At 56.5% G+C, this 19946-nt stretch carries 19 protein-coding genes and 1 pseudogene; 6 read left to right on the top strand and 14 right to left on the bottom strand.

What is annotated here, in order from left to right; genetic code table 11:
- Nucleotides 1-26: 26 nt before the first annotated feature.
- The 8 genes from rseP to rpsB form a co-directional block, all read right to left on the bottom strand.
- Nucleotides 27-1370: a sigma E protease regulator RseP gene (gene rseP, locus ABEA08_RS05175; protein ID WP_345333968.1), complete on the bottom strand. Its 1344-nt coding sequence runs from the start codon at nucleotides 1368-1370 to the stop codon at nucleotides 27-29.
- Nucleotides 1370-2560, bottom strand: coding sequence for a 1-deoxy-D-xylulose-5-phosphate reductoisomerase (gene ispC / locus ABEA08_RS05170; RefSeq protein WP_345333966.1), 1191 nt, complete (start codon nucleotides 2558-2560; stop codon nucleotides 1370-1372). The genes rseP and ispC overlap by 1 nt, the downstream gene beginning before the upstream one ends.
- A gap of 3 nt (nucleotides 2561-2563) precedes the next feature.
- On the bottom strand, nucleotides 2564-3412 hold the full coding sequence (locus ABEA08_RS05165) for a phosphatidate cytidylyltransferase (protein ID WP_345333964.1): 849 nt from the start codon (nucleotides 3410-3412) through the stop codon (nucleotides 2564-2566).
- A gap of 55 nt (nucleotides 3413-3467) precedes the next feature.
- Nucleotides 3468-4229 carry a polyprenyl diphosphate synthase gene (gene uppS, locus ABEA08_RS05160; protein WP_345333962.1) on the bottom strand — a complete coding sequence of 254 codons (762 nt, stop codon included), beginning with the start codon at nucleotides 4227-4229 and terminating at the stop codon, nucleotides 3468-3470.
- 91 nt (nucleotides 4230-4320) lie between these two features.
- Complete coding sequence (frr, locus tag ABEA08_RS05155) at nucleotides 4321-4878, bottom strand: ribosome recycling factor (protein WP_345333960.1); 558 nt, start codon at nucleotides 4876-4878, stop codon at nucleotides 4321-4323.
- Between the two features lie 30 nt (nucleotides 4879-4908).
- Nucleotides 4909-5634 (bottom strand): UMP kinase, encoded by a 726-nt coding sequence (gene pyrH, locus ABEA08_RS05150; RefSeq protein WP_345333958.1) that lies wholly within the window; start codon nucleotides 5632-5634, stop codon nucleotides 4909-4911.
- A gap of 71 nt (nucleotides 5635-5705) precedes the next feature.
- Nucleotides 5706-6578, bottom strand: a complete 873-nt coding sequence (gene tsf / locus ABEA08_RS05145; protein ID WP_345333956.1) for a translation elongation factor Ts — start codon at nucleotides 6576-6578, stop codon at nucleotides 5706-5708.
- 104 nt (nucleotides 6579-6682) lie between these two features.
- Entirely contained in the window at nucleotides 6683-7411 is a 729-nt protein-coding gene (rpsB, locus tag ABEA08_RS05140; RefSeq protein ID WP_345333954.1) for a 30S ribosomal protein S2, read from the bottom strand.
- 246 nt (nucleotides 7412-7657) lie between these two features.
- Here rpsB and map point away from each other — a divergent pair.
- The 3 genes and pseudogenes from map to dapD all read left to right on the top strand — a co-directional run.
- A pseudogene (map, locus tag ABEA08_RS05135) lies at nucleotides 7658-8476 on the top strand (type I methionyl aminopeptidase); the annotation flags it as partial.
- A 25-nt stretch (nucleotides 8477-8501) separates the two neighbouring features.
- Entirely contained in the window at nucleotides 8502-11075 is a 2574-nt protein-coding gene (glnD, locus tag ABEA08_RS05130) for a [protein-PII] uridylyltransferase (protein WP_345333952.1), read from the top strand.
- Between the two features lie 22 nt (nucleotides 11076-11097).
- Nucleotides 11098-11922 (top strand): 2,3,4,5-tetrahydropyridine-2,6-dicarboxylate N-succinyltransferase, encoded by an 825-nt coding sequence (gene dapD, locus ABEA08_RS05125; protein ID WP_345333950.1) that lies wholly within the window; start codon nucleotides 11098-11100, stop codon nucleotides 11920-11922.
- 46 nt (nucleotides 11923-11968) lie between these two features.
- On the opposite strand, the gene ABEA08_RS05120 is transcribed toward dapD, so the two are convergent.
- The 5 genes from ABEA08_RS05120 to ABEA08_RS05100 form a co-directional block, all read right to left on the bottom strand.
- Nucleotides 11969-13300 (bottom strand): IS4 family transposase, encoded by a 1332-nt coding sequence (locus ABEA08_RS05120; RefSeq protein WP_345333948.1) that lies wholly within the window; start codon nucleotides 13298-13300, stop codon nucleotides 11969-11971.
- A 108-nt stretch (nucleotides 13301-13408) separates the two neighbouring features.
- Nucleotides 13409-14830: a PTS transporter subunit EIIC gene (locus ABEA08_RS05115; RefSeq protein WP_345333946.1), complete on the bottom strand. Its 1422-nt coding sequence runs from the start codon at nucleotides 14828-14830 to the stop codon at nucleotides 13409-13411.
- Nucleotides 14830-15306: a flavodoxin gene (locus ABEA08_RS05110; protein WP_345333944.1), complete on the bottom strand. Its 477-nt coding sequence runs from the start codon at nucleotides 15304-15306 to the stop codon at nucleotides 14830-14832. Before ABEA08_RS05110 ends, ABEA08_RS05115 begins: the two co-directional genes overlap by 1 nt.
- A 169-nt stretch (nucleotides 15307-15475) precedes the next feature.
- Nucleotides 15476-15793: a pseudouridine synthase family protein gene (locus tag ABEA08_RS05105; RefSeq protein ID WP_345333942.1), complete on the bottom strand. Its 318-nt coding sequence runs from the start codon at nucleotides 15791-15793 to the stop codon at nucleotides 15476-15478.
- 66 nt (nucleotides 15794-15859) lie between these two features.
- Nucleotides 15860-16195 (bottom strand): YqcC family protein, encoded by a 336-nt coding sequence (locus ABEA08_RS05100; RefSeq protein ID WP_345333940.1) that lies wholly within the window; start codon nucleotides 16193-16195, stop codon nucleotides 15860-15862.
- A 90-nt stretch (nucleotides 16196-16285) separates the two neighbouring features.
- On the opposite strand from ABEA08_RS05100, the gene ABEA08_RS05095 reads away from it, so the two are divergent.
- The 3 genes from ABEA08_RS05095 (at nucleotide 16286) to ABEA08_RS05085 (ending at nucleotide 18590) form a co-directional block, all read left to right on the top strand.
- A complete protein-coding gene (locus ABEA08_RS05095) occupies nucleotides 16286-17305 on the top strand; it encodes a DUF3549 family protein (RefSeq protein WP_345333938.1) in 1020 nt (339 codons plus the stop codon).
- A gap of 1 nt (nucleotide 17306) precedes the next feature.
- Entirely contained in the window at nucleotides 17307-17717 is a 411-nt protein-coding gene (locus ABEA08_RS05090; RefSeq protein ID WP_345333936.1) for a DUF3301 domain-containing protein, read from the top strand.
- A 651-nt stretch (nucleotides 17718-18368) separates the two neighbouring features.
- Entirely contained in the window at nucleotides 18369-18590 is a 222-nt protein-coding gene (locus tag ABEA08_RS05085; protein WP_345333934.1) for a hypothetical protein, read from the top strand.
- Nucleotides 18591-19276: 686 nt separating this feature from the next.
- Here the strand turns inward: ABEA08_RS05085 and ABEA08_RS05080 are convergent.
- The gene (locus ABEA08_RS05080) at nucleotides 19277-19900 is read right to left on the bottom strand and encodes a GNAT family N-acetyltransferase (RefSeq protein ID WP_345333932.1); all 624 of its coding nucleotides are present in this window, start codon (nucleotides 19898-19900) and stop codon (nucleotides 19277-19279) included.
- Nucleotides 19901-19946 lie beyond the last annotated feature (46 nt).

Below are 19946 nucleotides of genomic sequence, written 5' to 3'. Positions count from 1 at the left end.
CGATTTTTTGTTATTCCCTGAAGTCCCTAAAGTCGGGCAACATCGTTGACAATGGCGATGGACATCAACAACAGAAGCAGCGCCGAGCCGATCCGAAAGCCGATCTCCTGTGCCTTCTCTGGCACCGGCTTACCGGTTAAAAGTTCAATAAAGTAATAGAGTAAATGGCCGCCATCAAGCACCGGCAACGGGAACAGATTGATGATCCCTAAATTGACGCTTAACAAGGCTAAAAACCCAAGAAAATACACCAAACCCACCCCGGCACTGGCACCAGCACCTTGGGCGATGGCGATCGGTCCTCCCAGATTATTGAAAGACAGATCACCGGTGATCAGTTTGCCAAACGTTCCCAGCGTCAAAGCCGACAACTCCCAGGTGCGATCAGCCGCTTGCTGCAACGCCCCCAGCAGGCCATATTTCAGCTCTACTCGGTACGCCTCAGGCCAGGCCTCACGCGTGGGAGAAACGCCGATCTGACCGATCAACTGGCCATCTTTGACGACGGCTTTGGGGATCACCTCGAAACCGAGCCGCTCACCACTTCGTTCGACCGTCATTTGCAGTGCTTGTTCCGGCGCCGCCGCGATCTTCGCAACCAAAGGCTCCCAATCGAGCATTTCGCCATCAACATGGGTGATCCGATCGCCCTCGCGCAAGCCTGCCTGATAGGCCGCGCCCTGATCATCCACGTAAGCGAGTACGGTGGTGATCGCCGGCGTCCAGAACGTCAGGCCCAAGCTGTCGGTTAACGGCTGCTTATCGGCATCAAACACCCACTCTCGGGTGTCGAGCGTGAAGGACTGAGCTCGGCCGTCCACATCCAGGGTCAGGCCGATCTGATCGGCGCCGATCTGCGCCGCCAAGGCAAAGTTCAGCGCCTCCCAATCCACCACGGGATCGTTGCCAACATGGGTGACGATGCTGTGCTCAGGCAGTCCAGCCTGGGCAGCGATAGATTGAGGCGCCGGTGCGGTCAATACCGGCTTAACCGATGAGACGCCCAGCAAGAACATGGCGTACAGCAGAACCAATGCCAGCGCAAAGTTCGCCAACGGGCCAGCGGCCACCACGGCGATACGTTGCAACACAGGTTTGCGATCGAAAGCTTGGGATTCCATCTCAGGAAGGAGGTCGTCGACCCGGCCGTCCAGCATCTTGACGTAGCCGCCCAGCGGGATCATCGCCACCACATATTCGGTGCCGTCTTTGCCCACCTTCTGCCAGATCGGCTTACCAAAGCCGATGGAGAAGCGTTCCACCTTAACGCCACAGCGCCGAGCCACCCAGAAGTGGCCGTATTCATGCACCGTAACCAAGAGACCAAGGGCAACCAGAAAGGCCCCCAGATCCCATAAAAATCCAAGCATTATCGTCCTCGCTTGATCCAACCGCTAGCGAGCGATCGAGCCTGAATATCCAGATCGGCCAGTCCCTCAAGACTGAGCCTGGCAGACAGATCTGCCTGCTCCAGACAGTACCCGTTTACCCGGGCAATGTCACTAAAGCCGATACGGTTCTGCAGAAATGCGGCCACCGCGATCTCATTGGCCGCATTAACCACCGTCGTGGCCTCCTGCCCCTGATGACAGGCCGCAATAGCCAGCTCCAAACAGGGGTAGCGCCGATAATCGGGCGCCTCGAAGGTTAACTGTCCGACCTTAAAGAAATCCAAAGGTTCCACCCCGGCGTGGATCCGCTCCGGGTAGGACAGGGAGTGGGCGATGGGGGTACGCATATCCGGCTGACCTAACTGTGCCAATACCGAACCATCCTTATATTGCACCATCGAATGGATCACGCTTTGCGGGTGGATCACCACCTGAATTTGCTCGGCACTGGCATTAAACAACCAGCGGGCCTCGACGTATTCCAACCCCTTATTCATCATGGTGGCGGAATCCACCGAGATCTTCTGCCCCATCGACCAGTTAGGGTGCGCGCAGGCCTCGGCCGGCGTAATGGTATCAAAGGTCGCCAGATCTCGGGTGCGGAACGGGCCACCGGAGCCGGTCAGCAGCAGATGGGAGATCCCGTTCGCCGCCAGATCGCAATGCCCCAGATTTTGCTGTACCGGTTCCGGTAAGCTCTGGAATATGGCGTTATGCTCGGAGTCCACCGGCAGCAAGGTCGCACCGCTTTGCGCGACCGCATCCATAAACAGCTGACCGGAGACCACCAACGCCTCTTTGTTCGCCAGCAGGACACGCTTGCCTAGCTTGACCGCCGCCAAAGTGGAGGCCAGTCCGGCTGCGCCAACGATGGCTGCCATCACGGTGTCCACCTCAGGCAGCGAAGCCATCTCCACCAGCGCCTGCTCGCCAGCGTGGATCTGGGTCGGCACTCGACCGGCCAGAGCCTCGCGCAAGGATCGCGCAGCCGATTCATCCACCATCACGGCGTGATCCGGCACCAGCTCCAGACATAAGGCCGTCATGGCCTCACTGTTACTGTGGGCCGTCAACACCGACACACGGTAATGCTCGGGATGACGGCGGATCACATCCAAAGTGCTGCTGCCGATGGAGCCGGTCGCACCGAAGATCGCCAGATTCTGCATGGGTTACAGCCCGAAGATCAGGTAAAGGAAGGCAAACACCGGCATGGCGGCGGTTACGCTGTCGATGCGATCCAACACACCGCCATGACCCGGCAGCAAGCTGCCACTGTCTTTGATGTTCGCCGCCCGCTTAAACATGCTCTCCAGCAGATCACCCAGTGCCGACGCAAACGCGGTCACCATGCCGAGGATCAGAGCTTCAAACAGCGACAGGGAGTCGATCAACTGCCAACCGATCAGGCTCAGCAAGGCACAGACCGCCATGCCACCCAACAAGCCTTCACGGGTCTTGCCCGGGCTCACCGTTGGGATCAGCTTATTCCTACCGATGGCCTTACCGACAAAATAGGCACCGGTATCCGCGCCCCAGACCAGCAGCAATACCGCCAGCACCAGCCAAGCACCATCGATAGCACCGGGCATGGCCTTCAACACCAACAGCGCGGCGAAGCAGGGCAACAAGGTCAGTTGACCGAACAAGGATTTCAAAAATGGGCTGTCTTGCCAGAAGCGGCTGCTACCAGGAAAGCTCAACACCAAACCTAGGCCGATCACCCACCACAGCACACCGACGACCAACAAGCCGTGATACAGCGGGTGAAGGTGGCCATTGGCCCAAATCAAATCACTGGGTACCAACAGCAGCAAGGCCGCCAGAAGCACCGCCATGGCCGCGCCATAGCTGATCTTGGCCATCTTACTGTCAGCCATCACAAAGGCGCCCCACTCACGGGCAGCCAGCACGAACACCGCTGCGACGGCGATGGCAAAGCCACCGACGGGCAGCATGAAGATCCCAGCCAGAGCTGCCGGAAGCAGCAGCAATGCCGTTAAAACACGTTGCTTAAGCAAACAAACCTCGAACGTTCAAAATTGGATTAAGGGGCAACCGATAAGTGTAGGGGGTTTATTGCGCCACCGTCACATCGGCCACCTGAGCGCCAGTTTTTCCAAACCGGCGTTGGCGGCTGGCGTAGGCATCCAGCGCCTCGGCGAAGGCCGCGTCGGCAAAGTCTGGCCAGAGCGCCTCGGAGAAAAACAGCTCGCTGTAGGCGCACTGCCACAGCAAGAAGTTACTGATCCGCTCTTCACCACCGGTCCGGATCAACAGATCCATCTCCGGCTGTTCCGATAAACACATGAAGCGCTGGAGCATCGACTCATCGATCTGGTCGACCGAGAGCTCGCCTTGCTGAAGCTGCAACGCCACTTGCCGTGTCGCCTGCACAATATCCCAACGGCCGCCGTAGTTGGCCGCCACATTGAGGGTCAGGCCATCACAATCGGCCGTTTCCGCTTCCGCTTCCAGGATCCGCTGTTGCAATTTGGGCTCAAACGCCTGCGTATCGCCGATCACCCGCAGACGTACATTGTTCTTTTTCAACAACTTCACTTCGCGACGCAGCACGGTGATAAACAGCCGCATCAGCAGTGCCACTTCCCGTGGTGGTCGATTCCAGTTCTCACTGGAAAAGGCGAACAGAGTCAGTGACCCGACCCCCGCCTCACGGCACAACCGCACCACTTCCCGCACCGACTTAACCCCGGCGCGGTGACCCACCACCCTTGGCTTACCCTGAGCTTCCGCCCAGCGGCCATTGCCATCCATAATGATGCCGACATGACGGGGAACGACGTCACTCCCCTGCCGTGATACTGACTCAGACATGCATCGCGATCCCGCAAACCATTCTAAAAACACAAACGCCGTGTAGGATACCACTACACGGCGTTTAATCTAACCAACAACGCGTGTTTGATTAGACTTCCATCAGCTCTTTTTCTTTGTCCGCAACGATCACATCGATCTCTTTTACGTACTTATCGGTCAGCTTCTGAACTTCTTCTTCACCACGGCGCGCATCGTCTTCACCGATCTCTTTTTCCTTCTCCAGACCTTTGATGTCGGAGTTGGCGTCACGACGAATGTTACGAACCGCAACACGGCCGTTTTCGGCTTCAGCACGAACCACTTTCACCAGCTGCTTACGACGCTCTTCGGTCAGCGGTGGCAGTGGGATCCGCAGAACCGCACCGGCAGAGGAAGGGTTCAGGCCCAGATCGGAGCTCATGATCGCCTTTTCAACCGCCTGGATCAGGCTGCGGTCAAACACAGTGATCGCCAGGGTACGAGAGTCTTCGGTGGTCACGTTGGCCACTTGATTCAGCGGCGTGTCGGCACCGTAGTAGGAAACCGTAATGCCGTCGAGCAGGCTTGGGTGAGCACGACCGGTGCGCACTTTGGCCATTTGGGTACGGGTCGCTTCCACACTTTTCGCCATACGGGTGGCGGCATCTTTTTGGATATCGTTAATCACGGGATATCGTCCTATAGCTTGAATTGGGTCTTATTCGCTGATCAGGGTGCCGAGTTTTTCACCCATCACCACGCGGCGCAAGGCACCGGGCTCGTTCATGTTGAAAACCATGATCGGCATCTTGTGGTCGCGGGCCAGAGTGAAGGCGGACAAGTCCATCACTTTCAACTCTTTTTCCAGCACTTCTTGGTAGCTCAGAGTATCATATTTCTCTGCATCTGGGTTCTTCACTGGATCATCGGTGTAAACACCATCGACTTTCGTTGCTTTGATCACAACGTCCGCCTCGATCTCCACGCCACGCAGACAGGCAGCGGAATCGGTGGTGAAGAAGGGGTTACCGGTACCCGCGGAGAAGATCACCACACGGCCCGATTTGAGCAAGCTGATCGCTTCAGCCCACTGGTAGTTATCACACACGCCGTTCAGCGGAATGGCCGACATCAGTCGAGCATTCACATAGGCACGGTGCAGCGCATCACGCATCGCCAGACCGTTCATCACGGTGGCCAGCATACCCATGTGATCGCCCACCACGCGGTTCATGCCGGCTTGAGCCAAGCCTGCCCCACGAAACAGGTTACCACCGCCCAGCACCAGACCGACCTGAACACCCAACTCAACCAGTTCTTTAACCTCTTGAGCCATACGGTCAAGAACTTTGGGATCGATGCCGAACCCTTCTTCGCCCATCAGGGCTTCACCACTGAGTTTCAGCAGAATGCGACGAAATGCCGGTTTTGGATTGGTGCTCATAATATTTAAATCCTGGTGCTAAAAGACCGCAGCGAAACTGCGGTCTGAATTTGGAAACAAGTCAGCAATACTTATTGCTTAGCAGCGGCGATCTGGGCAGCTACTTCTGCAGCGAAATCGGTTTCTTCGATTTCGATACCTTCGCCAACTTCCAAACGTACGAAGTTAACAACGTCAGCGCCTTTTTCTTTCAGCAGCTGACCAACGGTCTTGGAAGGATCCTTAACGAAAGGCTGACCGGTCAGAGAAACCTCACCGGTGAACTTACGCATACGGCCTTCAACCATCTTCTCAGCGATCTCCTTCGGCTTACCGGAGTTGACCGCGATGTCTACCTGAATTTCGCGCTCTTTGGCAACGACTTCAGCAGAAACATCTTCTGGCTTAACGAACTGTGGGGAACACGCTGCAACGTGCATAGCGATGTCTTTCGCCAGCTCTTCGTCGCCACCGTTCAGTACCGCTACAACACCGATCTTACGACCGTGAACGTAGGCACCCAGGTTGTCACCTTTCACGATCTCAGAACGACGAACGTTCATGTTCTCACCGATCTTGGCGATCAGCTGAGCACGAACGGTATCAACGTTAGAATCGTTCATTGGCGCAGCCAACAACTCAGCAACGTCGGTCATTTCACCGGCCAGAGCGATGTCAGCAATGCCGTTCGCCATTTCGTTGAAAGACGCATCCATGGCTACGAAATCGGTTTCGCAGTTCACTTCAACCATCGCAGCAACACCGTCGTTTTGCTTAATGATGATCACGCCTTCAGCAGCAACACGGCCTGCTTTTTTCGCGGCTTTAGCCAGACCAGATTTACGCATGTTCTCGATGGCCAGCTCGATATCACCATTGGTTTCTACCAAGGCTTTCTTACAATCCATCATGCCAGCGCCAGTGCGCTCGCGCAGCTCTTTTACCAGGGAAGCAGTAACTGCCATTGTCATATTCCTCTAGACAAACGTCTGATTTAGAAAAAGGGGCCCAGGGGCCCCAATTTAACCAATAAATCTTGGTTCTTTGGGAGGCAAATGCCCAGCCCAAATTACTCGGCTTCTACGAAACCGTCTTGCTCAGCTTGAACAACCAGATCTTGACCACGGCCGTCGCGTACTGCCTGTGCAACCGCACCGGTGTACAGCTGGATCGCGCGGATCGCATCGTCGTTCGCTGGGATGATGTAGTTAACGCCATCCGGGTTGGTGTTGGTATCAACGATAGCAACAACTGGGATACCCAGGTTGTTGGCTTCTTTGATAGCAATGTGCTCGTGGTCAGCACCGATCACGAACATTACGTCAGGCAGACCGCCCATGTCCTTGATACCACCCAGGGACTTGTCCAGCTTGGCCATTTCGCGAGTACGCATCAGCGCCTCTTTCTTGGTCAGCTTTTCGAAAGTACCGTCTTGGGACTGAGCTTCCAGATCTTTCAGACGCTTGATGGACTGACGAACAGTCTTCCAGTTGGTCATCATGCCGCCCAACCAACGGTTGTCAACGAAGTACTGGTCACAGCTTTGTGCTGCTTCTTTAACCGCTTGACCTGCCGCGCGCTTGGTACCAACGAACAGAACTTTACCGTTCTTGGAAGCCACGTTCTGGATGAAAGCCAGAGCTTCGTTCATCATAGGAACAGTGTGTTCCAGGTTGATGATATGAACCTTGTTACGAGCGCCAAAGATGAACGGCTTCATCTTTGGGTTCCAGTAACGGGTTTGGTGACCGAAGTGCACACCGGCCTTCAGCATGTCGCGCATGGAAACAGTAGCCATGATAATTCTCTCTTAATGTTTGGGGTTAAGCCTCCACGTACTCCATAGTCCGACCCCGAAGGGCACCCCGCACTATGTGCCGGTACGTGTGTGGTTTAAAAGTTAATTTTAACGATATAATGACGCTCATTACGCCGTGCCAGCCCCGACAGGGTTCCCGCTGAGGCAGTTTGGACATATGAGAGTCGGCGCGCTTTATACCATAATGCGCCAACAAGCTCAAATGCCCGCGCCGAAAACGGCGACGTTAACCGACTAAAGAGTAGACCAATGAGTATCGTCATCAAGACCCCGGAAGAGATCGAAAAAATGCGCGTGGCCGGCCGTCTGGCCGCAGAGGTGTTGGAGCTGATCGAACCTCACGTGCAAAAAGGCATCACCACCGAAGCGCTGAACCAGATCTGCCACGATCACATCACCAAGGTGCAAGGCGCCATTCCGGCCCCCCTCAACTACCATGGCTTCCCGAAGTCCACCTGCATCTCCATCAATGAGGTGGTGTGTCACGGTATCCCGGGACACAAAAAGCTAAAAGAAGGCGACATCGTCAACATCGACATCACGGTGATCAAAGACGGCTACCACGGCGACACCTCCAAGATGTTCATCGTCGGCAACACCACCCCACGCAATAAAAAGTTGGTGGAGATCACCCAACAGGCGCTGTACGCCTCCATCAAGACGGTCAAACCCGGCGCCTGTCTGAGTGAAATCGGCGCGGCGATCCACCCCATTGCCGATCACAACGGTTTCTCTGTGGTGCGGGATTTCTGTGGCCACGGGATCGGTGCCGCCTTCCATGAAGAGCCACAGATCGTGCATTACCGCAATAAAGCCAAGCTCACCCTGAAGGCCGGCATGTGCTTTACCATCGAACCGATGATTAATGCCGGTGATTACCGTTGCAAGGTCAGCAAAAAAGACGGTTGGACCGCCACCACCAAAGACGGTCAGCCCTCCGCCCAGTACGAGCACACGCTGCTGGTCACCGAAGATGGCTGTGAAGTGCTGACTTGGCGCCAAGAGGAAGAAGGTCAACTGCCCCGGATCATCCAGCACGGCTGAGCCGGTCATTTATTGAGGTCAACGGATGGACAACCAAGCGTTGGTCCGCCACTGCAAAGCGCAGCTGGCGGAGCTTGAGCAGCAACAGCTCAGTCAATTTCAACAAGGCGAAGCCATCGGCGTGCTACTCGGAGCGCGAGCCGCACAGATCGATGGTTTGCTGCAATACGTGTGGCAACAAGGCGGCTTGGACGGCCACCCTGTTGCCCTGATCGCCGTCGGCGGTTACGGCCGTGGCGAGCTGCATCCACGCTCAGACATCGACTTGCTGGTCTTGACCGAGCCCGAGCTCAGCGCAGAGCTGGAGCAACGGCTCGGCGATCTGCTCATCCTGTTATGGGACAGCAAACTGGAGATCGGCCACAGCGTTCGTTCGGTCGCGCAAACCATTGAGCTGGCTCGCGATGACATCACCATCGCCACCAACCTGCTCGAATCCCGCGTATTGTGTGGTGATCCCCACCTCTACCACCAACTCCAACACGCGGTGCAGGCCGCAGACTTCTGGCCCAGCGCCGAGTTTTTCAAAGCCAAATTTGAAGAGCAGCAGGCCCGGCACAAGCGTTCGACCCCATTCGATCTCGAGCCCAACCTCAAATCCTGCCCAGGCGGGTTGCGCGATGTGCAGACCATCACCTGGGTGGCACTGCGCCACTTTAAAGTCGGCTGCCTCGCGGAGCTGGTGAGCCACGATTATCTGACCCCAGAGGAGCTGGAAGAGCTGGGCACCTGTCGCGACTTCCTGTGGCGCCTGCGCTTTGCCCTGCATTCCGTTGCCGGCCGGGCCGAAGACCGTCTGCTGTTTGACCATCAACGCGACGTGGCTGGCCTGATGGGCTACAGCGACGAAACCCAATTGGCGGTCGAGCAGCTAATGAAGCGCTACTACCGCACGGTCCGAGCGGTGCGCGAACTCAATCAGATGCTGCTCCTGCTGTTCAAACAGGCCACCTTGGGCCAAAGTGCGATGCCCGGCGCTCAGCCGCTGACCACGCACTTTTCTCAGCGCGGTCGATTTATCGAAGCGCGCAGTAACGACGTGTTTGAACGTCCCGAACACATCCTTGCGTTGTTTCTTGATGCCACCGCGTCGGCCCAGATCGACACCATCTCCGCATCAACGCTACGACTGCTGCGGGCCGCTAGGCGTCAGCTGAAGGCCCCGTTGTCCGAACGACCTGAGTGCCGCCAACTGTTTATGGCGATCCTCAAGCACCCCGACGGCTTTAAAGCGCTGTCACTGATGCACCGCCACGGCATTTTGGGGGCGTACCTCAAGCCTTGGCAGCAGATCACCGGCCAGATGCAGTTTGACCTGTTTCATGCCTATACCGTCGATGAGCACACCCATCGACTGCTGCAGTTTATCGATCGCTTCTCCAACCCTGAGCATAAAACCATCTTCCCACTGGGGAGTGTGCTGATCGATCAGCTACCGAAGAAAGGCCTCTTGGTGTTAGCGGCCATCTTCCACGATATCGGCAAGGGCCGGGGCGGCGATCACAGTGAGATCGGCGCCGTCGATGCGCTGCATTTTTGTCAGCAACACGGCATGAACGAGCACGATGGCCGCTTAGTCGCCTGGCTGGTTGAGCACCATCTACTGATGTCGGTCACCGCTCAGCGTCGAGACATTACCGATCCCGAAGTCATCGAGAAGTTTGCCAATAAGGTCAAAGATCATACCCAGCTGGCCTACCTGTATTGTCTGACCGTGGCCGATATCTGCGCCACCAACGACACCCTGTGGAATAACTGGAAAGGCTCACTGCTGCGCGAGCTGTACCACGCCACGCGCGAGCGTCTACTCAATGGCATGGCCGTGCCAGTCGACAGCCGGGCGCGGATCCGGGAGCACCAGGCCAAAGCGCGCAATCAGCTGGTGCGCCAGGGCATGGATAACGACGCCTTGGATCGTCTGTGGCAGCGTTTTTCTGCCGACTACTTTCTTCGCTTTAGCCCCGCCCAGATCCAGTGGCATGCCGAGCACCTGCTCAGCCAACCGGACGAGCCTCATCAAGTGCAGTTGTCGGTGCACATGACCCGAGGTGGCACCGAGCTGTTTGTGTACACCCCGGACAGCCAGGGCCTATTCACTCGCGTCATGGCGGTGCTCGACGGCAAGCAACTCTCCGTGCACGATGCGCAGATCTTCACCACCCGGGACGGCTTTGCACTGGACAGCTTTGTGATCCTTGAGCATGATGGCACCCCAGTACAAAACCCGTCCCGCATCGCCAGCATTCGCAAGAGTCTGCTGCAAGCCTTGCGCCGGAACGATTCTCAGGTGCGCCCACTACGAGCCTTGCCACGCCGGCTCCGCTCGTTTTCGGTCCCCACCAAGGTCAAATTCCTCAGCAGTCATCGCAAGAACAGCTCCATGATGGAGCTGGTGACGCTGGATCGGGCCGGGATCTTGGCCCAGATCGGCCAGGTCTTTGAACAATGCGGCGTGGTGATCAAGGCCGCCAAGATCACCACGGTCGGCGAGAAAGCCGAAGACTTCTTCCTGCTGGCAACGCAGGAGGATCAGGCCCTGGATCAAGCCCAACAAGAATCCCTTCGCACCGCGCTGAAACACGCGCTGGAGCAAGATTGAATCATTGCAAAGGAGTCATCCAATGACCGAGCTACAAACACGCATCGAAGCCGCCTTTGAACAGCGAGCCGAGATCACCCCATCCAACGCCTGTGGCGATCTGGCCGCCGACGTCAAACGCGCCCTGGCGATGCTCGACAGCGGTGAAGCCCGAGTGGCCGAAAAAGTGGATGGCGAGTGGGTCGTCAATGAATGGCTAAAAAAGGCAGTGCTGCTGTCTTTCCGCTTATTCGACAACCAAGTGGTTGAAGGCGCGGAGACCAAATATTTCGACAAGGTGCCGATGAAATTTGCCGGTTACGACGACGCGCGCTTCCGTGCCGAAGGCATGCGTGTGGTCCCGCCGGCGTCCGTACGCCAAGGTGCTTTTATTGGTAAAAACACCGTGTTGATGCCCTCCTACGTGAATATTGGTGCCTACGTTGATGAAGGCACCATGGTCGACACTTGGGCGACCGTCGGCTCCTGCGCCCAGATCGGCAAAAACGTTCACCTGTCTGGCGGTGTTGGCATTGGTGGCGTACTAGAGCCTCTGCAGGCCAGCCCAACCATCATCGAAGACAACTGCTTTATTGGCGCACGCTCTGAAGTGGTTGAAGGCGTGATCGTGGAGGAAGGCTCGGTGATCTCCATGGGCGTTTACATCGGCCAGAGCACGCGTATTTTCGATCGCGAAACCGGCGAAGTGCACTACGGTCGCGTCCCAGCGGGCTCCGTGGTCGTGTCCGGCACCCTGCCATCCAAATGCGGAACCTGTGATCTGTACGCCGCCATCATCGTTAAGAAAGTCGATGCCAAGACCCGGGGTAAAGTCGGGATCAATGAACTGCTGCGCAGCGCCGAATAACGCTGGCTAGCCTAAGTTCAAACGGCCACTTCGGTGGTAATGCCAGTCAGTTAAGCTGACTGGCATTTTTCTTTCGTGGCCGCCGAACTGCGTATTTCTGGGGGCGACGCTTCACAGCTCGAGGGTAATGGCGCTCTCGCCGGATTGGCAGTACAAAGGCCGCAGCAATTCCGATGATCTGCCCAATCACACGGGGGATATTTCCCGGTGAAACCATTGGCAACATCTGTAGCTGGCTGATTAAGTAGATCGCAGCACCTTTGAAGCTGATCTGATAAGGCTCAACCCCCTTCAGTGAATAGGCCATCTGCCCCATCAAAAATCGCAGTAAGTTGTAGGCAAGCAATACGCCCCATAGCTCCTGTTTCACCGTATCCGGCTTCTTGCTTCTGACCGTCAACTGGCTGTGAAGCAAATGCTGTTTCATCTCCCGATAGCCCAGTTCGATCTCCCATCGGTGGGCATACAGGTCCACGATATCGGCCGCTGGGTAGCGCTTAGGATCGGTCATCGACGTCAGGATCTGAACACGCTTGCCGTTGACCATCTTGGTGATGAGCCGAGCGGTCATGGTGGCCGGTGCATCACTCCACTTTGTCCGCGCTTGTGGCGAGATCGGCAGTTCTACCAGTTCGTGGCCAGAGCTGATCTTTCTGAGCACTTCATATCGCGCTCCCTTTTTCAACGGGATCATCCAGTGGCGCTCCTCTCCCGTTTTTTGCCAGCGGTGTAGGAGGCCCAAGGCATAGAAGCCCTTGTCGAAGATCGTGAGGGAATGATCCGGTGTCTTGTCGATCAGCTCTGCGGTCAGTGTCACTTCGCTGTTGGAGATACAGTCAAAGGCCGAGGACACCACTAAGTGGCTGGTGAGTTCCATCTGGCATACCATACGGAGCTGTGGGTAATCGGAAGTGGTGGTTTTAGTGCCAGTGCGAGCAAATGCTTGGCTGTTTTCCGGCGTATCCGGTGTGCGCCAGACCACCCCATCAACACCCAGCAGGGTTAAGCCATTCCAGTGTGGTGATGGGGTCTTATCGCGCCACAGGGCTTGGGTTTTCTCAAACACGGCTTTGACAGGTTCAACCCCCAGTCTCTGTCTGGCTTGTACCACGGCGCTAGGCGCAACAAACGGGCGCTTACCGGGAAGGACAATGTCCAGTTGATTGACCACCTGAGACATCGGCGAATTTCGAAACAGCGCCATCCCCACCACGCTCCAAACCATCAGCTCCATCGGCAATCGCCGCTTTCTGAGCGTAACCGTCCCGGTATCCTGCAGACACTCTTCGATCAACTTCGGGTCGAGCAACTCGGACAAGGTGGAAAGGTTGTCAGGGGAGAAGCTATGGAGGGTATCGAGAGCTTGACTGAGAAGCATAAAAAATCCGAGTTCCTGAATGAGAACTCAGATTCTGACATCATCAAAAGATCGGTCAAACGATCCTTAAATGATCGGCATTACCACTTCGGTGGCCGTTTTTTTATATCATCGCCAGCCAGCAGCCAGCCGTAATCGCTCACGGATCCGGTCCGCCTGCGGCCCCACGACCAACTGAACCCCTTCACCATGTCGGATCACCGCCTTGGCTCCCAACCTGTGCAGCAACGCCTTATCCATTCGGTCTGGGTGGTACAACGAAAGGCGCAACCGAGTCAGGCAGGCGTCCAGGCTCTTCAGATTCGCCGCCCCACCGAGCGCCTGCAGTACCAATGCGGCCGGAGCCTTGGCAAACCGCACCGGACGTTTGCGGGTACGGCCAGGCGTCAATACGCTAAATCGAAGGATCGCCCAGCGAAACAGACCATAGTAGAGCAGTGCATACGCTGGCCCCAGCCACAACAGGTTCTCGGCCCCACGGCTCAAATGCAGATACAGGGTGAAATCCACCATCCCCTGCGAAAAGACCATCCCATGATGCACATCGGCAGCAATAACCAGCATATAGGCCAAGCCCGTCAGCAAGGCATGACACAGGAACAACAGCGGCGCCACAAACAGGAAGGCAAACTCAACCGGCTCCGTCACCCCGGTCAGCCAGGAGGTAAAGGCCGCCGACAGCATGATCCCGCCGGTCTGACGTCGCTGTTTCGGTTCGGCACAGCGCCAGATCGCCAGCGCGGCCGCCGGCAGCCCCCACATCTTGATCAGGTAGCCTCCCGCCAAATGACCCGCGTCGGGATCACCCGCCAAAAAACGAGGGATCTCACCGGTTATTACCCCGCCTGGCGGCACCGCGTATTGGCCGATCTCATAGAAAAACGGCAGGTTCCAGATATGGTGAAGACCCAGCGGGATCAACAGCCGCTCTAACACGCCATACAAGCCCCACGCCAACATCGGCTGCTGATACAAGGCCCAATCGGAGAAGCGGTCTAGGCTCATCTGCAGTAACGGCCAAAACAGCGCCAGGATCCCGCCCAGCAACATCCCCGCCAGCACATTGATCAAGGGCACCAAGCGCCGCTCCGAAAAAAACGCAAACGCTTCGGGCAGCGCCACCTGATGAAAATGACGGTAGACCACACCGGTCACCAAGCCGATCAACACCCCACCGAGCACTCCGGTATTCAGCGTGGCAAATCCCAGCACCGCCTGGGTTGGCCACTGATAATGCGCCGCCAGTACCGCCATCGCGGCCAGCATCGCACCATAGCCGGTGACGGCCGCCAGCGCCGCAGTGCCATCTTGATGGCAAAAGGTCAGCGCCACGGCCACCGCAAACATCAATGGCAGAAATTCAAACACCGCCGCCCCGCCGGCGAGCAGAAACTGGGCCAATAGGGGGGGAATAAAGGGGATAGGACTGGTCCCCAGCCCCACCAACAGACCGGCGATCGGCAAGACCGCAACCGGAACCATCAAAGCTTTACCGATCCGTTGCAACCGATGGAACCAAGGGGTGTGCATCAGCTGATCTTAGCGGGCGCCTGTGCGGCCGCCGCCGACAGCCACTCGGGCAGCCAGGCCAAAGCCACACGCTCCGGCTCAAGCGTCTCAATGGCATCGATCTGCAAACGTTCGCCGATCCGGCGCGCGCCCAGATCGGCTAACAAGGCGTCAAACGCGCGACCGGCGCCGCAAAAGGTCTCGCCATAGCTGCTGTCGCCCAACGCGATCACCCCATATTGCAGATGGGGCAGATACGGCGCCTGCTGCTTTAATGTGGCAAATTCACTGGCAACGTTGTCCGGCAGATCGCCGGCGCCCGTGGTGGACGTGATCACCAATAAGATCGCCTCCGAGGGCTCAGCCAAGCGCGTCGCCAGTCCAGTCTCTAGCCACTGGACCTCATGACCTAAACGCGACAACTCGTCCGCCACACACTCCGCGACATGCTCAGCGGCGCCGTAAACCGTCCCGGCAACAAAATAGAACGATGACATTGATGTTACTCACTTGAAAGCCTGTTGTTTCCAACTTACTTTAAGGACACCTAAGGCGCAATATATGCCGATCCAGGAGTCCGCCCCATGCAGCAGCGCAGCTTACGTCGTCGACACCTCCATCGTCAGGTCAGCGTTCGGCGTCGAGTTCGACGCAATCTGTTTTTTGTTACAGAGCAGCGGGAGCAGGCCCCGATGGTGTTGAGTCGCCCCAAGGGCTGATCCCGGCGGCACGCTCAAAGCGTTGAAGCAACGCTTGCCACACAGGCTCCAGCTCACACTCGATCCACACCGGCTCGCCCGTTACTGGGTGGGCAGATCCAAGCGCTTTGGCGCTCAGCCATAACCGCTCGATATCAAATTCATTGCGATACAACTTGTTATGCTGGCGAGAACCCTGGGTGGTGTCACCAATGATCGGATAGCGCAGAGGGGCCATAAGGCACAGCAACGGATGATTACGGCCGGTTTGCGGCTCAAGCTGCATCAGCGTATCGCGCGTGCTTGGGCCGCACCTCAGCGAGATCGACAGCTCAGCGAAGCGTAACACCAATCACTGTTCACGCACTCGCTTACCCGATAACGCCTGATCCAGATCGGCGATACGATCGATCAATGACCGATATTCTGCTCGGCCCTTAAATGCCTCCTCCGCCATAGGACAGATACACACCTGAGTCGGCAAGGGAGCCTGTGCACTCAGCAGCGCCTTTATCCGCGGCAACAGAATAAACTGTAACCACTGCTCAAACGCCAACGTATCGCAACAGAAGGGTTGCTGACTGGCCAACGCCTCGGCACTGGGTGAGCCTGCTTGCCAAAGCTTGAGTTGCTGCATCAGCGCTGCAATGTCATCAAGGATCTTATCAATGGCCTTGGGATCGTGCATAAAGTCTCCGGTTGAAAAAGCTGAGCTTTAGATCATACCATCCGCCCGACAGCCTCCCTATAATACCGCAAACCCTTTGCTGATCCTGTCATGGAATCCATCAATACCTTAGACCAATTCCTCACCCAAGCCGGGACCCAATATCAGGTGTTTGATCTGGGCCGACGCGTGGTTCCCTTTACTGCCTCCCGCTTTCGCCAGTTCGAAGAGGGCACGCTCGCCTACCCTTGGCCCCGCGCAGGTCACGCCTGGTTGGGTGTCGTGTTCTGGCAGCCATCCGCCGAACGCCAACACTACGTGTGGTTTCTTAAACTGCCATTGGATGAACAAGGGTTCCTCAACCCCGCCGCGCGCAGCCAGTTTCTGCAGATGGTGATCGAAGCGCTGGGCCATGAGCCTGCCGCTTCCCTCTCCGCCGAACAGCAGGACAAACTCAGCAACAACCCCTTCACGTTTACGCCGCCGCAAGAGAAGATGGCCATGTTTCACGCGCAGGTTCGGCTGCAGCTAGTGCAACCAGCCAGTGTTTACTATGAAGCGGTGCAACACTACCTAACGGGCCAAGGGGAGTGGTGCCAGTGGCAACATCTTGGTCTGCAAGGGTTTGCCGATCACGCCTGCCGCGCCAGCCAACTCACCGAAGCCGAAGAACGCCAAGCTATCCTAAGCATGCCACTGGCCCCGCTGCAGGCACTGGCCAGCGTCACTGAGCACACCCAAGTGCGCGCCGGGAGCGCCGCTGCCTGGTGGCAACGCGCCCAAACCGCACAGGACGAAAGCGAACGTCTCATCGCCCTGCGCGCCCTCGCTGGCGATCCACTGGCCCGGCAGCAAGCGGTGGACCAACTGCTCAGCGAGCCGACCCTCAGCCAAGAGGCCATCATCGCCATCGCTGCCCGGCTCTGGCAGGGCCTGGATAGCACGCGATTGCACCTTTTCATGGAAAAGCTGGCACTTTATCCCGGTCATCTGTTTAATCAGATCTATTGCGATCTGGTTGCGATCCCGCAATTGCGCCCCTGGGTTTTAGCAACCTTACGCGCGCCCAACCGCTCCGCCGTACTCAAGCACGCCATCGCTCAACTGATGACAGCATTAAGAGGAAGTTAAGATGTTCAACCTGTTCGAATTAATGCTACTGATGGGCTGTGGCCTGATTGGTCTGCTGTTCTGGCAACTTCGTCAGATCTCTGAGGGCGCAGAGTTTCATGCTCGCCGCCTCTGTCAACAGCGTCGATTGCAAATGCTCAACGTCGCCCGGATCAAAGCCCGTCTCGGTAAGATCCCGGGTAACGGGATCGGTTGGCACACCGAGTATCAGATCGAATTCAGCACCGACGGACTCAACAGCCTGACCGCGACCCTCGAATTTCTCGGCAACCGCCTCAAAGACACCAAATTGCCCTTCTACCCTGAACCCGAGTGGCAGGATGCGCCTCAAAGTCGAGGAAGAGTCGGTATGGGCGGCTGTGGTGGCGGCAGCTGTGGGCCAAAGACAGGGTGCAAAACGAACTGCAAATAACAGCCGGCTCATGCACGGGCGTTAACCGCCCAAAATAAAGGAACCGCAACAGTTGCCTGTTGCGGTTCGGGGTACCACGTTTACGCCAACATCCTGTTGAATTGATGCTCCCTGCATCATCCTTGCGTACAACCGCTTCCTAGCGCATTCCTTTAGCTGTTCCGTCAGCTTCCCTGTACTCCAGTGCCCGGCTCCTGCCCTTCACAATTCCTTTGTAAACATGACCACAGCATCCTGCCGCTCCTTGGTCATTGCACTATCTTTGTACTGGCATCCTTTCCACGGCCTGTTCCTTTAGACCGAACCGTCTCCATCCTGGAGAGCTCCTATGCCATCCTTGAAAGTCGAATACCGATATTCACAGCGTCCTGCTGACCGTACCGACATCACGTTGACTGTCTCGTCCTGACAGAGAAGAGTTTAGTTCAGCTGTCTGACGCAACAAGCCCCCCAAAGGCCTATCAAGGTATAACCTGCAGACCCACAGCACCGATATATAAATTCAAGTGACTGAAATAGTAGATAAAAATAACAAGATGAATGGCATTAACGCCATCAAGAAAGGGCATTTTCTTACAGATAACAAAGAGATATTAGACAGGCTGAGAATACCCCGCCCCCGCACACTCAAAATAATGTTAACTTGCTGAAATGGCGCCGTTTGCGATCTTCCCTGCAGACAGCAACAACATCGTGGTCAACCCAAACTGGCCACAGCTCTCAAGTCAGCCCAGCTTCGTCTCTCAGCTCCATTGGCTGTCGCACCAGCCAGAAGCGCTCTGGGGTTATCTCGGTCGTGACGACAACAACGGCGCAACGATGGGCCGGCTATGTACCATCGCTGTGGGAACGCTTAATGACAGCAAGAAATAGCCAAGGCGCATGTCGCCTGATTGGACATAGGGGGAAGTTCAGGCGCGAACACCAACCAGCTTGGGTGCGATGTTATAACGGCAAAGCGGTGTACGCCCCCAAGGGCAGCGCTGAATAGAAGCAATAAAATGGGCCGCAACATTCGTTGCGGCCCTGATGGTGCTTGTTAAGCTTTCCCGCTTAAATTGATGCCGATCCCTGGCCCATCCTTGCGTTATTTTACTGTTCCCTGCATCGTCCCTGGCTATTCCTTCAGCAATCCCTGTACTGACGTACCAACCTTCCTGGCAAGGTAATGTCCCATTACCCACATCATTGTCAAAGACAACGATCTTCCATCCCTGCGGCGGCTCCCTGTCCACCCTAAGTCGGTTACCCAACCCCACTCCCTGTGGCAGCTGTTACCAACTTACCCAACGCTCGACGATCTCAACTCCTTGTCGATGACCGAATGACGTTAGGCACCTAATCCTTTAGATGTCTTCCATTGTAAATAACCGCAGCGCGAGCTCAAGACAGTACGACGACCCTGTTGTGCCGGCTCCAGTTTGTGAGTGCTAATATTTCACATCAATCGACTAATTGTAAAGGATTTTAACAATTCAATTGTAATGTCCGACCCCTTCCCTCTGGAAAAACACCATAAAAAATTAAGGCAATCACACACGCAAGAACGGGTCAATTTCTTACAATTCAGACATTTCAACCCGACACAAACGGCCTTCAACCTGACCGACATGGATGGCGGCGACAGAACGAAAACCCAATCGTTCAAACAGCGTCGTTAACTCGGGCCAATAGTTCAAGGTTGCCAATGCGTGACGGCCGGCCTCCCGCTGCGTGGTCACCACGGATCGCAATAAGGCCTCACCAAAACCCCGACGCTGATAGCCTGGCGAAACCGCCACAAACTGCAGCAGATCGGTGTGTTCATCCGCCAATTGCGCCATGATCTCCTGCTCTCGCGCCATCCATTGACGCGCACCATGCCAGCCTGTTCCCAGTGCCATTTTCAATCGCCAGTTCCAAAACCGAGCCTGCCCGAGAGGATAGTGACCGTCCGACAAGCACGCCACGGCGATCAGCGCCCCATCCAGCTCCAGCCCTATAAACCCCTGCTGTCGCTGCCACAACTCTTGCAGCTCCTCTCGGATCGCCGCCCGCAACCGTTGCTCATACTCCTGTGCGGGAAACACGGCCCGGAAGAAGGGATCATCTTTATAGGCGTTCAATAAGATTGAAGCAGCGATACGTAGCTCTTCGGCCGCCAGGTGGCGGATCAGCGGTGTCGCCTCGGTCTCCGTTGCCATCATAAAATTCCCTTTGTCAGCTTGACCTCACCCAACATCGGTCAAA

Source organism: Ferrimonas pelagia (assembly GCF_039543565.1).
GTDB classification, from domain to species: domain Bacteria; phylum Pseudomonadota; class Gammaproteobacteria; order Enterobacterales; family Shewanellaceae; genus Ferrimonas; species Ferrimonas pelagia.
This window is presented reverse-complemented; position numbering and strand designations above follow the sequence as displayed.

Bases quoted from the DNA above. Each gene is read 5' to 3' on its own strand.
- ABEA08_RS05090 (WP_345333936.1), top strand. From the start codon at position 17,307: ATGTTCAACCTGTTCGAATTAATGCTACTGATGGGCTGTGGCCTGATT.
- pyrH (WP_345333958.1), bottom strand. From the start codon at position 5,634: ATGAGCACCAATCCAAAACCGGCATTTCGTCGCATTCTGCTGAAACTC.
- ABEA08_RS05120 (WP_345333948.1), bottom strand. From the start codon at position 13,300: ATGCTTCTCAGTCAAGCTCTCGATACCCTCCATAGCTTCTCCCCTGAC.
- dapD (WP_345333950.1), top strand. From the start codon at position 11,098: ATGACCGAGCTACAAACACGCATCGAAGCCGCCTTTGAACAGCGAGCC.
- ispC (WP_345333966.1), bottom strand. From the start codon at position 2,560: ATGCAGAATCTGGCGATCTTCGGTGCGACCGGCTCCATCGGCAGCAGC.
- ABEA08_RS05085 (WP_345333934.1), top strand. From the start codon at position 18,369: ATGGCGCCGTTTGCGATCTTCCCTGCAGACAGCAACAACATCGTGGTC.
- ABEA08_RS05105 (WP_345333942.1), bottom strand. From the start codon at position 15,793: ATGCAGCTTGAGCCGCAAACCGGCCGTAATCATCCGTTGCTGTGCCTT.
- ABEA08_RS05100 (WP_345333940.1), bottom strand. From the start codon at position 16,195: ATGCACGATCCCAAGGCCATTGATAAGATCCTTGATGACATTGCAGCG.
- ABEA08_RS05110 (WP_345333944.1), bottom strand. From the start codon at position 15,306: ATGTCATCGTTCTATTTTGTTGCCGGGACGGTTTACGGCGCCGCTGAG.
- rseP (WP_345333968.1), bottom strand. From the start codon at position 1,370: ATGCTTGGATTTTTATGGGATCTGGGGGCCTTTCTGGTTGCCCTTGGT.
- ABEA08_RS05095 (WP_345333938.1), top strand. From the start codon at position 16,286: ATGGAATCCATCAATACCTTAGACCAATTCCTCACCCAAGCCGGGACC.
- tsf (WP_345333956.1), bottom strand. From the start codon at position 6,578: ATGGCAGTTACTGCTTCCCTGGTAAAAGAGCTGCGCGAGCGCACTGGC.
- glnD (WP_345333952.1), top strand. From the start codon at position 8,502: ATGGACAACCAAGCGTTGGTCCGCCACTGCAAAGCGCAGCTGGCGGAG.
- ABEA08_RS05115 (WP_345333946.1), bottom strand. From the start codon at position 14,830: ATGCACACCCCTTGGTTCCATCGGTTGCAACGGATCGGTAAAGCTTTG.
- ABEA08_RS05080 (WP_345333932.1), bottom strand. From the start codon at position 19,900: ATGGCAACGGAGACCGAGGCGACACCGCTGATCCGCCACCTGGCGGCC.
- rpsB (WP_345333954.1), bottom strand. From the start codon at position 7,411: ATGGCTACTGTTTCCATGCGCGACATGCTGAAGGCCGGTGTGCACTTC.
- uppS (WP_345333962.1), bottom strand. From the start codon at position 4,229: ATGTCTGAGTCAGTATCACGGCAGGGGAGTGACGTCGTTCCCCGTCAT.